This is a genomic window from Colwellia sp. KU-HH00111 (assembly GCF_040362745.1).
GTDB lineage: Bacteria > Pseudomonadota > Gammaproteobacteria > Enterobacterales > Alteromonadaceae > Colwellia.
The window spans coordinates 172,238-188,174 of the sequence record NZ_BAABWO010000003.1; the positions used below are offsets into that span (position 1 = coordinate 172,238).

At 35.5% G+C, this 15,937-nt stretch carries 18 protein-coding genes; 6 read left to right on the top strand and 12 right to left on the bottom strand.

Going from position 1 to position 15,937, the window contains the following annotated elements:
• The first annotated feature begins 38 nt into the window (after nucleotides 1-38).
• Nucleotides 39-2,345, top strand: coding sequence for an AAA family ATPase (locus ABXG98_RS07845; protein ID WP_353538278.1), 2,307 nt, complete (start codon nucleotides 39-41; stop codon nucleotides 2,343-2,345).
• A gap of 77 nt (nucleotides 2,346-2,422) precedes the next feature.
• Here ABXG98_RS07845 and ABXG98_RS07850 read toward each other — a convergent pair whose 3' ends face one another.
• The 3 genes from ABXG98_RS07850 to ABXG98_RS07860 form a co-directional block, all read right to left on the bottom strand.
• The gene (locus tag ABXG98_RS07850) at nucleotides 2,423-2,566 is read right to left on the bottom strand and encodes a hypothetical protein (RefSeq protein WP_171047583.1); all 144 of its coding nucleotides are present in this window, start codon (nucleotides 2,564-2,566) and stop codon (nucleotides 2,423-2,425) included.
• 69 nt (nucleotides 2,567-2,635) lie between these two features.
• Entirely contained in the window at nucleotides 2,636-2,983 is a 348-nt protein-coding gene (locus ABXG98_RS07855; RefSeq protein WP_353538146.1) for a hypothetical protein, read from the bottom strand.
• 356 nt (nucleotides 2,984-3,339) lie between these two features.
• Complete coding sequence (locus ABXG98_RS07860; RefSeq protein WP_353538147.1) at nucleotides 3,340-3,675, bottom strand: hypothetical protein; 336 nt, start codon at nucleotides 3,673-3,675, stop codon at nucleotides 3,340-3,342.
• Nucleotides 3,676-4,063: 388 nt separating this feature from the next.
• On the opposite strand from ABXG98_RS07860, the gene ABXG98_RS07865 reads away from it, so the two are divergent.
• Nucleotides 4,064-5,062: a DNA-binding protein gene (locus ABXG98_RS07865; RefSeq protein WP_353538148.1), complete on the top strand. Its 999-nt coding sequence runs from the start codon at nucleotides 4,064-4,066 to the stop codon at nucleotides 5,060-5,062.
• Nucleotides 5,063-5,096: 34 nt separating this feature from the next.
• On the top strand, nucleotides 5,097-5,492 hold the full coding sequence (locus ABXG98_RS07870) for a hypothetical protein (protein WP_353538149.1): 396 nt from the start codon (nucleotides 5,097-5,099) through the stop codon (nucleotides 5,490-5,492).
• An 84-nt stretch (nucleotides 5,493-5,576) separates the two neighbouring features.
• Here ABXG98_RS07870 and qatD read toward each other — a convergent pair whose 3' ends face one another.
• From qatD to ABXG98_RS07895, 5 genes are all read right to left on the bottom strand, one after another.
• Nucleotides 5,577-6,302 (bottom strand): Qat anti-phage system TatD family nuclease QatD, encoded by a 726-nt coding sequence (gene qatD / locus ABXG98_RS07875; protein ID WP_353538150.1) that lies wholly within the window; start codon nucleotides 6,300-6,302, stop codon nucleotides 5,577-5,579.
• Nucleotides 6,302-7,633, bottom strand: coding sequence for a Qat anti-phage system QueC-like protein QatC (gene qatC, locus ABXG98_RS07880; protein WP_353538151.1), 1,332 nt, complete (start codon nucleotides 7,631-7,633; stop codon nucleotides 6,302-6,304). Before qatC ends, qatD begins: the two co-directional genes overlap by 1 nt.
• Nucleotides 7,626-8,522 (bottom strand): Qat anti-phage system associated protein QatB, encoded by an 897-nt coding sequence (locus ABXG98_RS07885; RefSeq protein ID WP_343815964.1) that lies wholly within the window; start codon nucleotides 8,520-8,522, stop codon nucleotides 7,626-7,628. Before ABXG98_RS07885 ends, qatC begins: the two co-directional genes overlap by 8 nt.
• Nucleotides 8,522-10,282 (bottom strand): KAP family P-loop NTPase fold protein, encoded by a 1,761-nt coding sequence (locus tag ABXG98_RS07890; protein WP_353538152.1) that lies wholly within the window; start codon nucleotides 10,280-10,282, stop codon nucleotides 8,522-8,524. Before ABXG98_RS07890 ends, ABXG98_RS07885 begins: the two co-directional genes overlap by 1 nt.
• Nucleotides 10,283-10,402: 120 nt before the next feature.
• Nucleotides 10,403-10,975: a recombinase family protein gene (locus ABXG98_RS07895; protein ID WP_353538153.1), complete on the bottom strand. Its 573-nt coding sequence runs from the start codon at nucleotides 10,973-10,975 to the stop codon at nucleotides 10,403-10,405.
• A 196-nt stretch (nucleotides 10,976-11,171) separates the two neighbouring features.
• On the opposite strand from ABXG98_RS07895, the gene ABXG98_RS07900 reads away from it, so the two are divergent.
• The 3 genes from ABXG98_RS07900 (at nucleotide 11,172) to ABXG98_RS07910 (ending at nucleotide 12,543) form a co-directional block, all read left to right on the top strand.
• Nucleotides 11,172-11,546: a hypothetical protein gene (locus ABXG98_RS07900; RefSeq protein WP_353538154.1), complete on the top strand. Its 375-nt coding sequence runs from the start codon at nucleotides 11,172-11,174 to the stop codon at nucleotides 11,544-11,546.
• Nucleotides 11,547-11,660: 114 nt separating this feature from the next.
• Entirely contained in the window at nucleotides 11,661-11,936 is a 276-nt protein-coding gene (locus ABXG98_RS07905) for an HU family DNA-binding protein (RefSeq protein ID WP_353538155.1), read from the top strand.
• Nucleotides 11,937-12,039: 103 nt separating this feature from the next.
• Nucleotides 12,040-12,543, top strand: coding sequence for a DUF6037 family protein (locus ABXG98_RS07910; protein ID WP_502901546.1), 504 nt, complete (start codon nucleotides 12,040-12,042; stop codon nucleotides 12,541-12,543).
• Between the two features lie 62 nt (nucleotides 12,544-12,605).
• Here the strand turns inward: ABXG98_RS07910 and ABXG98_RS07915 are convergent, their stop codons facing one another.
• The 4 genes from ABXG98_RS07915 to ABXG98_RS07930 are packed head-to-tail and all read right to left on the bottom strand — an operon-like array spanning nucleotide 12,606 to nucleotide 15,937.
• Nucleotides 12,606-13,172: a hypothetical protein gene (locus tag ABXG98_RS07915; RefSeq protein ID WP_353538157.1), complete on the bottom strand. Its 567-nt coding sequence runs from the start codon at nucleotides 13,170-13,172 to the stop codon at nucleotides 12,606-12,608.
• Between the two features lie 23 nt (nucleotides 13,173-13,195).
• Complete coding sequence (locus tag ABXG98_RS07920; RefSeq protein ID WP_343815985.1) at nucleotides 13,196-13,519, bottom strand: hypothetical protein; 324 nt, start codon at nucleotides 13,517-13,519, stop codon at nucleotides 13,196-13,198.
• 19 nt (nucleotides 13,520-13,538) lie between these two features.
• A complete protein-coding gene (locus ABXG98_RS07925) occupies nucleotides 13,539-14,861 on the bottom strand; it encodes an SMODS domain-containing nucleotidyltransferase (protein WP_353538158.1) in 1,323 nt (440 codons plus the stop codon).
• The gene (locus ABXG98_RS07930; protein WP_353538159.1) at nucleotides 14,858-15,937 is read right to left on the bottom strand and encodes an SAVED domain-containing protein; all 1,080 of its coding nucleotides are present in this window, start codon (nucleotides 15,935-15,937) and stop codon (nucleotides 14,858-14,860) included. Before ABXG98_RS07930 ends, ABXG98_RS07925 begins: the two co-directional genes overlap by 4 nt.

Here is a 15,937-nt window from a genome sequence, read left to right on the forward strand (position 1 = left end):
AGCAAGAAGAATTTGACCTTAATAGTTTACTTGTACTTATCTATGGCCCCAACGGCACTGGTAAATCAAGCTTTTGTGAAGCATTAGAACACGCTCTACTTGGCAATGTTGCTGATGCAGAAAGCAAACGCTTTAGAAATCAAGATGATTATCTCAAAAATGCTCATACCAATAGCTACGTAAAGCCTACGACTTTAGGCATAAACAATCTTGGTGAAGAAGTACCTATTCAACCTAACGATGCGCTTTATCGATTTTGCTTCGTTGAAAAAAATCGTATCGATAGTTTTTCCCGCATCGCAGCCCATGCTCCAGCAAAGCAAACAGAGTTGATATCAACATTATTTGGCTTAGAATCATTTAATGAATTTGTAAGAAACTTTTCACCTGAAATTGATGATAAATATATAGATTTATTAGGTGTCAAAGCTAACCAGCTCAGGTTAAAACAACAAAGTTTAGCGGGAAGTCAATTACTACTTAAAGAAAACAAATCAGCATTACAGTTACTTGTTGCAGAAGAGATTGAGTTCTCAAAGAATTACAATCCTGGTTTAACATTGAGACAAGTGATTGCCGATATTAATGGTGATGCTGGTAATTTGGGTAAGATCAAACAAACTGAAACAGAGCTTCTACAGCCTGTTGCTACTAAAAGTGGTTTATCAATTATTAAGCTAAATGAACTACTTCAGACTATTACGACTAGCCAAGCAGAATTAACTGTTAAGCAACAAGAGTTGGTTAATGCTAGCCAACAAATATCATTTCAACAGTTATACGAAGCTGTTGTTCAGCTTCAGTTAGCTGAGCCAGACCACTGCCCTGCTTGCAAGACTCCTATTGAGCAAGTCACTATAAATCCTTATACAAATGCAAGTGATGAATTAAATAAACTTCAACACTTAAGTGTATTGCAACAACGAATTCAACAGCTTAACAATATTATTAACCAAGCAGTGATCAACGTATCACAAATAGTTAATACTGCTTGTGTTCGTTTCTCCCAAAACCCACTTCAGAGCTTCGTTGTTGCGTCACCTATGCAAGCAAACATTGCCTGGTGGAATAGCTTACATGAAAAGATGGCTGATGGATTTACACCGTGGCAACATATAGATTCTCAAGTGAAACAACTAGAACAAAGCGATTTATCAATTGATCAGCTTTCTCAACAAAGAGGCGTAAAGCAACAGGAACTTGTTAAACTACGCGGGTTAGCAGATCAAATTATTAGGCTACAAACTCAACGTCAGACAATCGTACAAGCAACTAAAGTTGCGGAAAATGACATTGCAACTTTCGCTATAAAAAATGAGAAACTTATTGCTGAGGTTGAATTAGAAAAAGCAACGCTGGTAGAAAATATGACTATTAGCTCTGCTTATTCAACTTTTGTTTCAAGACTGAATGCATATAGAAAAGGACTACCTCAAAAGTTAGTTTCAGATCTAGGTGAGTTGGTGGTTTCACTATATAACTCATTTAACCGTAATGATTCCCCTCACGAGTTGCTAGCCTCAGTTCAATTACCACTTAGCCAAAATCAACGCCTTAAAGTTTCATTCACCAATGAACCAACCAAATATTTTGATGCATTGCATATATTGAGCGAAGGCCATATTCGATGTATTGGCCTTGCGATATTACTCGCAAAAAATATTAAAGAACGCTGCCCTTTACTGATTTTTGATGATCCTGTTAATGCTATTGATGATGAACATAGGGAGTCTATTCGAAGGACGTTATTTGAGGACGATTTTTTCAAAGGCTCGCAAATAATACTTGCTTGTCATGGTGAGGAATTTTTCAAAGATATTCAAAACCTCTTAACCGTAAAACAAGCAAAAGAATCTAATACGTTTTCTTTTTTACCAAAAATTGAAGAACAACATATTAGAGTTGATTTTAACTGCTCACCTAGAAATTATATAATTACGGCTCGTAATCACCTTGAACTAATGGAAATTAGGGATGCACTAGCTAAATCTAGACAAGCTTTAGAATCACTTACTAAAGGCAAATTATGGCAATATGTTCATAAGCATGGTGATGGTAATTTAAGTATCAAATTACGTACAGCAAAGGCTCCAATTGAACTTCGTAACCTTTCTGATCAACTCAAGTCCAAGATTTCTCAAGGTGGTTTTTCAGATGAAAATAAAGATTCCGTTCTCATTCCTCTTAACAATCTTCTGTTAGCAGGTAGAAATGGTGAATCACGTGAATGGCACTACTTAAATAAAGGCACACATGAAGAAGTAGACCGTGCAGAGTTTGATAGGAACACTGTTCATCAAATTGTTTCCGCATTGGAAGAGCTAGATATTGCTATGGAAACGTAGTGGCTTAATCTCAATTAACAATTGATCTGAGTGAGTGAATAAAGGGATGGGAGGCCGTTACTTCATTAGAAGTGATGTTATGCCACAAGCTCTTCTTTTTTTCTTTCACCAATTAACTCAGGCTTGTCTGTTCTGTAACGACCAGACATTAGCTTCTTAGCATTTTTAAGTAATAATGCTTTTGTTTGTTTTGGCGTTAATCTTTTGATTTCTTTTTTCATTTTAACATACCTCTCCAGTGAGGATTCTTAAGTTCATATTAGTATATTTTAGGTCGATTTTCAATCACATTAAGGTCCAATCGCCTCATTTAACCTTGTTTGCATATCATTTAGCTCCTCAATGGAAGCAAACATCTCATCATCACTTATATATTCAAAACCAAAGGATTTATAATAATCTTCTAAATCTGGAGAAGGCTCACATAGTAAAATCCCTTGGGAATTATCAAAATATGATAAGAAGTAAGAAACGGCAACAATCATCAATGCTGTAAGCCGCCCCCTTAAAGGGTGCTCTTGCTCTTGGATAACTAAAGATTCCAATAAATATATATTTAAGACACCATTTTTAACGTTGTAAATTCCCAAAACCGCACCATCAGGATTATTTTCACCACTATCAACCCTTAGTGCCAAATGAAAACTATCTTCATGATCATAATGACTTAAGTAAGCACGCCAATTTAGCTTAGTCTCGCTGGAAAATACTAATTGCTTTAACGCTTCTTCAGATATATCTGAAGCTATTAATGGTAATCCTGCTGTACTTAAGAATTCGTTTAAGAATATTATTGTCTCTGAGAGTTCAGTTTTAATGGGGAAGCCTTGTTAACTGGGGGCAGTTTCTTTTTATTTAAAATAGGATTTAATACTGAATAGGAAAATAGGATTTAATACTGAATAGGAAAATAGGATTTGTTCCCATCCATTGAAAATGGATTATCTTCCATACTTTTTATATGTGTAAATTGAGTTTACTCATCCTCAAAAGTTTAAGCTAATCCAAGTTCTACGGCCTTAAGCTTTGCTTCATTAGGCTGAGGACCGTAAGCACTTTCTCGCCAAAGATCAAAAAAATGTGCTGTTGGCACCTTTTGCTTAAGTGCTTCATCATCCAATGAGTCATAGAATATGACGCTTTCTTCTTCAAGTTTAACTAATAGCCCTGCTATTTCATGGTCAACACGGATCTCTTCAACAATGTCATATATTCCTTTTCCATAAGTACAAATAACCATTTCGTTTGAAAGCGTATCAACAACTAATATGTGCCAAGGATCTATCAACAGTTCCTTTATTTCTTCTAAACTAAGCTGTCTTTGAGACATTATTTTTCCTTAATTGAAATCAAACTTCTTAAGAGAAGGAATTATCAGTAGAATTAAGATTATTGTAAAGCAAAGTAAGCTTTATTTTGCCGTTCTTCTCTTTTTTTTATTATTATTTTTTGGTTAGCCAAAAACATTTCATTTTTAAATAACAAACAATGCCCCTATATAAAATTGCAATTATGCTTTTTTATTTTGAGTTAGTACGTACCACGTACCAATTTGATTTTATTGAATTTATTTTATTCATCTCCTTATGAAAAATAATAAACCTACTATAATATTTGTAGAAGCAATCAACATGAATGCTTCATATTTAATCAAAACGAACGAACACTGTTCGTTCAATTTATTGTTTGTTTGAGCTGTTTTATAGGAAAAGTTAAAAATGAGTAGTATGAAATCAAAATCTTCACAGGAAGTGGTTAACCAAATATGTAGTGACTTCTTGAAGAAAGGAGAAAAACCAAGCGTTCGATTAATTCTGGCAGAAATACCAAACATTAACAGTACCTCTACAATTCACAAATATTTTTCAAAATGGAAAGACGAACAAATTAAAAAGCAGGAATCTCTATTCGATAAATTTGGTTTATCAACCGAATTCACCACAAGTTTTATGAAGGAAATCAGTCGTTTTAGCATTGAAATAGAAGAACGATATAAAGAGCAAGCTCAAGATGCGACTGATCAACAAGAGCAAGCTATATCCGATCTTGAAAAATCAGAAAATAAACTTAACAACCAAGCTGAAGTAGTTAATCAACAAGAAAAACAGATCACAGATCTTCAAACTGAATTAGCAAAAGAGCAAAAGTCTAACGAATCCATAGTTAATGAAATTAGACGGCAGCTAACAACTACTATTGATGACAATAAGCAACTAGCTATACAAAACGAATCACTAAGAGCGGGTAAAGCAAAAGCAGAATTAAAGCTTGAATCTAATCAACAGCTTGTCGATGAAATAAAGTCACTGAATTTTCAATTAACATCTGAAAATAAAGAGCTAAATTCAAATATTGTAGAGTTAAATAAAATATCTGCAAGACATGAGTCAACGATAATCGGTAATGACAAACTTATTCTGGCCCTAGAGGCTGAACAGGAAAAAACCGAGAAGCAACTCAGTAATATAGACAGCAATAACGAAAAATTGCAATCTGAACTGGCTTCAGTTAGAAGTGAATTATCTGCCATCAACAGCAAAATTACAGAAGAAAAAGAGATGCTAGCTCAACAAAAACATATTAATGCAAAGCTTAAAACTAGTCTTGAAGAACAGGCAAGAACACATGAAAAAATACTGGGTAATTATGAAACTACAATTGCAGCTAATGAAAAGCTCATTTTTCAATTAGAAAAAACCAAAAGCAAAGCCAATTAATTGAGTTTAAAGCCATTAACTAGAGAACTATATTTTGAATAATATAAACCAAGAAGAATTTCTTAAAATGCTTAACAAAAAAGCTGAACAAACAATGAATTCCTTTAATAAACAAGAGCCAACACTGTTTAAACATGAATATATAGGCACTTGTGAAGATGGGTTTATAAAAGTAAAAATAACTTGTTATAACAAATGGTTAAATGAAGAAGTAAGTATAATTTTAAATAATGATCAATTTGGGACTGTTCCTTTCCCTGGTGGACATCTATCTAGACTTATAGTTTCAAATAATGATGGAGAAACAAACACTTTATATGGCTATTTCTCAGAAAATATACGAGAACATAACGAATGTTTTTATATAGATGGTATTGTTGATACATTAGAATCAGGCGCTACAGATGAGTTTTTTGGTGGGTATGGTTAGCCATTAACGGCAAGATCAGTATATGAACCCATGATTATTATTCTCTATTTTATTATTATTGTTTACGAATTATTTTGGTGATCTTTAAACAATAATCGCAACTAAATTCTGACGAAGCTGAACCAATGTACTTTGTAGTTCAAAGTCCCATAAACTACCTAAATGATCTACGACGACTTTCACATCAGATGGAAACAATATTTTGCCTTCGACTTTAGCAAATGGCCCATCAGTTTCGAGCAACACTCGCTCTTGAGGTAACCAAGAAATAACTTTTTTCCCTCTGGCTGATTGCAGCATTGCTGGTCCAATAGAAAAGTAACAACCCAATTCGACGGCCTCTAATACTTGCTTCTTGGTTCCTAGAAACCAGTGCAAAATAGGTGTGCCAGATTTTGGGAATTCACCAAGACAATCCAACGTTTGTTCTATTGCATTTAAGCTATGAATAGTTAAAATTTTATCATCAAATTTTTCACATTTTTTTAGAATATGTTTGAATACCAACAATTGATCATCTAAGTGCTCTTTATAACCACTAGAACCATCAAGCCCTATTTCACCGATATATCTTGTTTCGCCAATTAATTTGTCGAATAACGGTAATTCGTTTTTTCTTTGATGGGCTAATTGTGGGTGCAACCCTAAAGCAGTTTTACAGTGTTTCAACCCTTCTGTTAATTTTACAGTACCTTCCCATGCAGAAGGTACTGTCGTAACAGACAAAACATAGTAATTAGATTGCTTTATGTCGTTTAATATATCTTGATGATCGGGATACAAATCAACATGGCAATGCAAATCCATCATTATGTTTTTTCCGACTTCAAAAATGTTTCAACTTCATTTAAGCCACGCTCTATTGTCGATTCTAGCTGATTTCTTATCGCAATATCTTCTGGAATAGGGCCACTCTGTCGTAACCAGGATTTATAGTTTTTAGCTTTATTTAGCCTGATAATCGCGGTTGATAATGCTTGCAGATCATCACGTGAATCTTTTTCTTTAATTAAGCCTTTAAGTCTTTTCGTTTTATAAGGCGCATCAACTGTAAACCCAGCATGATGTACAGAAGCTCTTCTAATGATGCATGGAACACAATGCCCACACTGTTTATTATCTCGGTGCCAATGACTACATGACACACTTAGCGGAATAGCCTTTTCTATTGCTTGTTGATCGGCACACTCAGCTAACATTTCACCTTTTGTTTTGAATTGATACGGGTTAACGAATTTCACATGAAATCCAGCATTTTTGAGTAATGATTCTAAACGACTTAAAAAATGAGGGTGGGTAGTACGAGTGCTATGGCTACCTATCCGTCTTCGAGTTAATGGTGGATTTATTGATATATACCCATTTTCAGGCACTATTATTGTTGAAATATCAGAGCCATTATTTGCATTTCTTAATGCTGAAATACCAAGGACTGCCATAGCGAGGAAGTTAAAGCTGCGACCTCGCATTGTTACATCAGTTTTATCTCTCAACCTATCAAGAAGATGCGGAGAAATAGAATAGGATAATTCGCCAAATGGCGGGGATAACAATGTTTTGATCTTTTCTTGTTTAGCACCATCTCCACGATAAGCATGACTAACTAATAGTGGTTTATAGTCAGAATCTCCATTAAGTATATCTATGGCACCTACTGCACTGTCTAAGCCGCCAGAAAATAAGCAAACTGCATTTAACCCCTTTAGGCTCCTAGCTTTTGCTTTAGCTTTATTACTTCTTTTAGGTTTTGGCATAACCATCGTTGTTTTTTCAAATGTAAAATCCCACTGATCGCCAGTTAAGAAGTTTAAAATTGAGCTTAACTCAGGTGCCAAAAAATCCCACATATTTTCATCTGTTACAGGGATATGCAGGTGCATTTGCCTAGACCAAGCATTTGACGCTTTATCTCTAAGTTCAAAGGTATCTGCTGCGGTAACCGCAGTAGCAATAGTAACCAGATCTATCGCATCAGCATCAACGTTTACACCTAAGTCTCGTACTTTTTTTAAAAGTGTTCTAGATGCTGAACTATTCTTACTGCTATCATGTTCGTGAGTATGGTAAATCTGGACTGGGTGGCAGTCTTCAGAAAACTCAGGAAGTTTTGAAGGGTCGTTATTAAAATAAAAATTAGTCATCGAAACTCTCCCACTCATCAACTGTCATGGTAATAGCATCAATTTGAATTTTTGTAATATTGTCTCTTGTTATACTGCTTGGGTTACCATGTGTAACATTTTCTAATTGTTCTTGTGCGATCACTTTAATTAGCTCCCTTAATTCTTCTTCCATCCTGTGGTGTTTGCTTGCGGGTTCAACATGAAACCACGCCCTTCCCATGCCTGTTACAACGTCCTGAAAAATAAGATCTGTTAGATAGCAAGAAATAGCTTCTTGGATCACATCATCAGTGAAGCTTTCAGGCTCGAAGTCATTAGTATCTGGTAACGCTTCTTCCAGTGCATAATCTAACGCTATTCTAACCGCATCAGAATCAGCATTATCTGGTGCTAGATGTGATGCTATTTTATCAATTGCTTGATCAGTAGTTAAACCTTCTAGGTCACCAAGTGATAGTGTTTGGTGATTTACAGTGACATTATCACCACGCATGATACCGAGTAATCCAGTACCAGCAGTGATCCCACTTGCTAGCCGCCTACTCGTTCCTTTGCCACCACCAGAAGATTTCTTAGCGTAGCTCTTTAAAGATTTTCGTAATTGAGATGTACCACCGCCAGATTGAGCATACTTACCAAAAGCTTGTCTGGCACTAGCGAAACGATTGGGTTTTGCTTCTATATGTGCAGGGCCGGGAATTTCACTTTGAACCTGACTGTTGTCAATTTCATTATTGTCATTTCCTTGCTCACTATCTTGCGATCCATCCGAGCCATTCTGATCTGTATCTATATCCCCATCAGTACCTGATGCAGGCTCTATTGTGATGCTGTCTCCTTGCTCTGCCCAAGGAGGTACAAGTGGACTTTGATTATTTGGACCAAGCGATGAAGCCGAAGTACCCATTATTTAATTCCTTCTAATTCTTTTTTAATTCGAGACATCCATTTATGTTTAGGAATGTTATTTAAAAATGTAAGAAAACTAGCCCTACATTTTTGATCTTCAAGAGCCAATAATCTTGCACCATAGATACCTATTGGCATTTCGCTCCAGTCACCAATTGATTTAAAGTTCTCTATTAACCCATCCATTACCGCCATATATTCTTCTTTTGGCGTGATATTGAGCAATTCGGTATTTACACCACTGAGTCTATTTTTTTGCTTCATTAATGCATCAACCAGTTTTTGAGCGGCTCCTGACATAACTGAATTAACAGCCCCCATCGGTATGCTTTCTCTACTTAAGTACGCTGCTGGAGTTAAATCAATCTCTGTAAATTGGGGTGAAAGATTTGACCATTGCTCAATAAAGTCAGGATCGGCTTGCCATTCCTCAGGTAAGTCGATGTCAGAAAACTCTATTTTTGGATCTTCTAATTCAGCCAAAATTTTTGGCTGACCATTTTCCTGATCAATTAATTCGTAAAGTTTATTCGTAGCTTGCGTTCCTAAGCAACGTTCAAAAATGACAAGTTTAGTAATTGTCTTTTCATCCAATTGCATGCCTCGCCTTAAGGCAGTCTTTCTTCTCATTTTGACTTGATTTAAAAGGCGCTTAACTATTCTTGGGTTACCATTGATGTTTGAGGACTCTGCCAATAATGGGGCTAGTTGCTCTGCAACGATGAATTTACCTCTTAAATCAGGTAAGTTTTCGATGTCTTGAACCTCAAGTAACTCATCAATGGTTATGGGTGATTGCTTCCAAGATAACTTAAGCGATTCTTCCAAAGCAGCTCTTAAACTTTCCAGTTGTTCTTTAGTTACACCATGATCTTGAGCTATCAACATCATTAAATAGGCACGAATTTCAACTGGGCCTGGACGCGGCACATGCACAGGTATTTGTATTAACTTATCTAGGTAATCCGTTTGATGACGCTGTGAAACACCCTTATGGTATTCTGGTACAGCAAGGCGGATCATGTCTTCATCAGCAGCTATTACAAATGCAGTGTTAGGTAAAAATAAAAACAGCCTAATTGCTTCTAATGTAGATATAGCATTAAATGGTGAACACCTATCTAAATTATCTACGTAAACGATTAATGGCTTATCAAACTCTTCGAGTAATGCGGAATATGCTTTGCGAAATTCTTTAATTTCTTTCGGTGGAGAAAATGCCTTTTTAGCCTTTACTAGTCCTTTATTCTTTTTAGCAACATCCTGAACACCTTGAGCGGCTTCTTTTAGATCTTCAGCATCAATATCATCGTCTTCATCATCGCTAAGCAATCCAAAGATTTTTTGAAAACCACCTCCTGTAGGAATACCAGCCAAAGCAGAGCCACCATCCATCAAAAGCCCCATGAGACGTATCTTATCCACTCGGCCTGCAAATTCTTTGGCTTTCTGTGTTAAGCCTTTATCGCTTTCAGCCTGCTTTATCAGTTTTGACGCAATTGTTTCTAACAATGCTGCCTTAGCATCATCATAACCTTGAAACATCCAAGCATCAAAATGCACTTGAATATATTCCTGTTCATCGCTTTCTAAAGACTTTTTGGTTAATTCAAGTATTGTTGATTTACCAGCCCCCCAATCACCAAAAATACCAACACTGATAGGCATTAAATCTTTTTCGGTAATTAGATCTTTAATTGATTGTGCTGTTTCGTTGAAATTTAAAAAATCGATTTCTGATTCTTTATCTGACCACATGTGAACTCCCTTTGCATATATCCTTCGACACTATCACATGATCTGAAGGCGGATCTGTTATGTATTTAGTTTAAGTAATTAAAACAAGCTTTAATATCTACCGTGTTGAATTAAATCAAACTATTTCTCTTTATTATTTATTCTTTCAAAAGTTCGATGCACTGTTGCCCTACTAACACTATATTTTCTAGCTAGTGCGGAAACAGATTCACCATTTAATTTAGCTTTATATAATTCTGTAGCTTGCTTATCAGATAGTGCAGGCATTCTTCCAAGATGTCGTCCTTGTGCCTTTGCTTCAGCTCGCCCTTCTGCTGTTCTAGCTTTAATAAGATCTCTTTCAAGTTGAGCGAATACACCACAAAGATTGATCATCGCGTTAGAGAATGGATTATCATTACCTGTATTTAATGAACCATCAATTATATTCAAACAAGCTTTTTTATGATGGATGCTATCAATAACATCTAAAATAGACTTTAGTGATCGGCCTAGCCGATCAAGGCGACAAACAATCACTACATCGCCTTCACGAATAAAATCAACCAACTCTTTAAGTTTTTCATCATTTTTAACTGAAACACCACTGTGTTTTCCATGAAATATTTTTTCACAGCCGAAATCATTCAACTGCTTTAGTTGAAGGTTTAATTCTTGTTCTTTTGTCGAAACCCTGGCAAAACCCACTTTCATATGAAACCGTACTTAAGTTACACCTTTCGTACACCTTATAAAAATATTGTACGAAAGTCAACGAAAACATTTACGTACATGTACGAATATAAAAATCATCTTACGAACAAATTTAGCTAAAAGTATTCCTTATATCACTTTAATTCACATAGCATTTTTCATAAGATTATTATTTTAAATATAATAAGAGATGCCGATGTCAGAAATTGAAAATGCTATTGATGAAAAACTTAATAAATACCTTAGTGAATTAGCAGAAGTCGAAAAGTTTAAACATGAAAATATAGGTACATGTGAAGATGGTCGCTCAAAAGTACAAATTACTTGTCGTAATGAATATTTAGACCATGACGTTAGCGTGGTACTAAACGATGACAGCATTGGTATTTTTCCATATTTCGAAGGGCATATAGCAAAAATGAACGTGCAAGGAATAAAGGAAGTAAACATCACACTATATGGCTATTTTCCTGGAATGATACATAGCTCAGATGAAGTTGAGTATATTGAAGGTGTAGTTAAAACATTAAGGTCTGGCGCAACAAATGATTTCTTTGGTTCTTATGGTTAATTTATAAAAAATAAACTGCACAATTCAAAGTGGTGAGCACTTTTCCTATTGCCCTTCCTTTACAATTCAGTATTATTCACTCAGTAAAAATTTTAATCTAAAAGGAATAATAAAATGAATAAAGCTGAATTAATTGAAAAAATTGCTGAAGGTGCAGACATATCAAAAGCCTCTGCTGGTCGAGCTTTAGATAGCTTTCTTACATCTGTAACAGAAGAGTTGGCAGGAGGCGGTGAAGTTGCTTTAGTTGGTTTTGGAACTTATAAAGTTAACGAACGAGCTGCTCGCAAAGGCCGTAATCCTCAAACAGGTGCAGAGATCCAAATAGCTGCCGCTAAAGTACCTTCGTTTAAGGCAGGTAAAGCATTGAAGGATGCTTGCAATAGCTAGCAAATCCAATCTTAGAGATGAATATTTGTATAATATCCATCTCTAAACACTACTGGTCTTTATAATTTCTTCTAAAATATTTTAAGTTAAATAAAATATGAAAATGACATCATTACAACTATTGCATAAAAACATGCTAGCGATTGGCAGTGAAATGCAACAATTTCAAATTACTGTTGGTGCTATTAGTTTTGATTGCTTATTTTCTACTAGGGATACCCCACATTATATTTTATCGCTAACTTTAAGAGGAGAGCACCCAAAATTCTTTTTGTTTCAAGTTAAACCTGGCTACTGGATAACCCCTTATTTCGGTGATTTTTATGATGAACTAGCCGCTGCACTTCGCACAGGTAAAAATACTGGGAACAAATTAATGCCAAAGGAATTTTTAGAGAACTTAAATAGTAAAATACCTACAAAAGCTTCTAAGAAAAGAGAGCCTAGCGCTGGTGAAATAATTATATTACGCCCAGATATTACTGAGCAAAGGGATAGACCTTACTTTAATACTTGGATGTATTGGAAGAAAAGCACTAACAAAGGTCCTACAAAAGAAAACAGACATAAAACTCTGATGGTTTTAGGGCCAGAAGCTTTAGCTTAGAGTATTGAAAAGAATGCCTCTTCCAAATGGAGCGCTATCGATATGAATAAAGAATGGGGTATTTAAGTTAAATTCATACTATGTGCTAGGCCAGAAATAAGTCCATCAATTTGATTGTCTTTTAAAACATATTTAGGCACATACTTCATCCCTGGAGGTAAATCCTGTTGCTGACAAAGTAATGCTCCGCGATTTTGGCCAAATGATGAAATAATGAAATCTTTCAAAACACTTGGTCCTTCTATCTGATAAGCAGTTCTAAAAACGGATAAATCACCAATCCAACCATCAACCTCTATCCAGCAATGACCACTCCAAGATGAAGATATCACTTTGCCTGATTTAGTCGGTTCGGGTAAATTCTTTTTACATTTAAAAATGGTTTTCCCCGATATTTTTAAATCCCCTGCGACTACCATTGCTGGTATAGAGTAATGGTCTTTTAAATAACCAGCCCACATTGAACTCAACATTGCACAAGCGCCAAATGTAGGGGGAACATTCCTCATAATATCACGAGCAACGTCAAGTAGATGCTGTGGATTATCAAGAGTATAATCTTGGTATTGCTGGACATCATCGACGCCTCTATACCGTGCAATGAGTTGAGTAAACTTCCTATTATTCATTGTTGACCTTTATTATAATGACTTTACTTTGATACGGACCAATAACTAACTTTGGTGCCCAAAATGTAACCAATAATTAAAAACACGTACCTCAACCTATCTGTAATTGATGACACGGCACTTTGGACATTGGTAACTTCTGAGGTGGTATTAGCGAAAAAAACAGTTAGAGAATAGTCAAACTTCCAACCAATAAGTAATCCAAAGAGCATAACGGAAAGTACGGCAGGTGATAGTAAATCAATTTGTTCAGTTAGCTGTAATACACCCGCTGTGACAAGAAAGTACGCTAAACCGCCAAGTACGGCCCCTGAAATAACGGCTCCAAATAATTCAATAAAAACCATAATTTATTTCCTTATAGATCTACATTATATTGACAAAAACAGGGCCGCTTTTAGCGATGCATTGACCATTTTTAACTGCTACAGCCTCAACCCAGTGTTGTCCTTTGTAGGCTGTAGCTTCTTTATGTATTGAGGCACCCTTAAAAAAATCACCTCTAAGACACTTACTTTCCAACGCTTCATTGCCATTATTGACAACTTGCCAATAAATCTGTGTTTCATTACATAAGTGATCTTTAACAACAAATCTTATCCAATGGGACTTCGGGACCGCTTTATAAGAAGCCAAATCACCTAATGCAACTGACGTTTTATCTTTTTGTACTACAGCCTTAACATTTAGCTTTGATGCGTAAGATGATAATGGCCAGCGTAAGGCTTCGCAATGACTAGGAAGTTTTGCAGTTGTTTTCTTTTCTACTGACTTAGCCTTAGCAAATTTATCTCCAAATATTTTTTGCCATGTCTTAATGGATTCGACTTTATCCATTTCAGCATAGGCTTCATTTACCCAAGTATTATATTTGCTAACTTGCGATTTAAAATTTTGGTATTTATTCTCATCCCAATGGCGATTAAAATTTTCATCATCATCTACCGGGTTGTTTACTATTGGCATTGATTCATTTTCTTCTAACCAATCATTTAGTCGATTAAAGAAATTCTTAAAGGTAGTTGGGAGATCTTTAAAATCGTCAGTTCCCCAATATTTATCTGTCCAGGTAACCTGCGAAGTAACCAATGTCGTTAATAAAATAGACTTAACTGAAAATGTCTGTTTATGATCACGTAAATATTTAAATAGCCTGATTGATTTAATTAAATTGTTATTCGCAACAACTTTATTGTTATCTTTAACCCAATCGCTATATTCAATACTTGAGCATGACTCAAGCTTGTTAGTTAGCTTGTTGCAAACATATTCTTGATGGCCTAGTAAACCAGCTTTGCGAATACATGGCACAACATCAATATGAAATTCACCAGCATAATTTAATTTTACACACCGTGTTTGCCTTGACGCTTTTCCTCTATATAGCGAAGAACTATTGAATAGCTCATAAATTTTTTGAATGTAGTCCTTAGGCTCCCAGCCTTTAATTGGTTTAAGGTAGACAACTACATCAGCATCAAAAATTGCTTTTTTTACGGTAGGTTTAATTATCGTCCTATGCGAATAACTCCCTTGAGGAATTGCTGTAATAAATGACGAATTGAAATTATCACTGCCTTGTATAAAACTTGTTATTGTTGCAACTCGCTTTTCCAAGGTATCAACTCGGTGTTGATTTAAGTTAACTTCATTTATTAAAAATTCATTAAAATGTTTAACTAATTTCATGCAACAACCTCATAGCCATTGTCTCCATTAAGCACTACACCCCAAGGATGGGTTTTAACGTCATGATCAGGATTAAAATGATAGAAGACGATTTTGGGCAAGTGCCCTTGATTTAAACCGGAGCCTAACCTAAAAACAAAGGATGCTTGAGCTGCAACAAAGAAGTTAAGTTGCTCTAGATTTGGATAATTAGGTCTAAGATCATTATTAATAAATTCTAAAATGCTTTTAACTAACCTGGCTTGCTTAACTTCACTACATAATTTGTCATAACCAAGCTCCCCTGATTCCAACATCACTTTATAAAACGCGGCATTGGGGAATTCATTGGATATATCATCTAAACGCAGAGGTAAACTGAGCGAAATACCAAGGTTAATACAGGTTGTTTGTTTATCATTATGACCGATAACTTCAAACTTGAGTTTTTCTCCATCATCTAACTCTTCGTTAAAATGCCACTTTTTCTTTGTTCTTTCCCAATCAGCCACGTGTGTATTATGCATATTGCTAATAAGATGTCCCGCTGCTGCGAGCATAGGAACTGGTGCAACACCACCATAAACTAAATGTTTTTTGCCGTTATTCAACGAACGTCCACTATCCTTTATAAATAAAGGTAATCGACTTACTTGTTCTAATTGTTGTTTTAATTCATCAATATTGGTTGTCTTATGGCTATTATCAAATTCGATAACAAAAGGCTGAGGTTTTATGCGTTTTAACTTACGTGGCATATAGTTATGTACATCATCTATACTATGGTCGATAAGCCCCATGTGACGTATATTGATCAATTGGGAATCATCAGCTTCTCTTTTATCTTGGTATTCAGAATAAAAAACCATTAGTAGAGAAACCACAAGTAAGCTACCGCATAATATCGCGTCCCCTCCTCCTAACGTCAGAGTCAAAGGACCCCATTGTGTCGGTATGTTGAGAGTGGCACTGATCACCGCAAGCCCTCCCAGTGATGAAATCAAGATAACTTTGGCAATGCCATTAATAGTGGGATTTCTAGAAGCTTCTAAACACCGAAGTAAAAAACTAAGAACTACTTGTACAACTCTCATCAT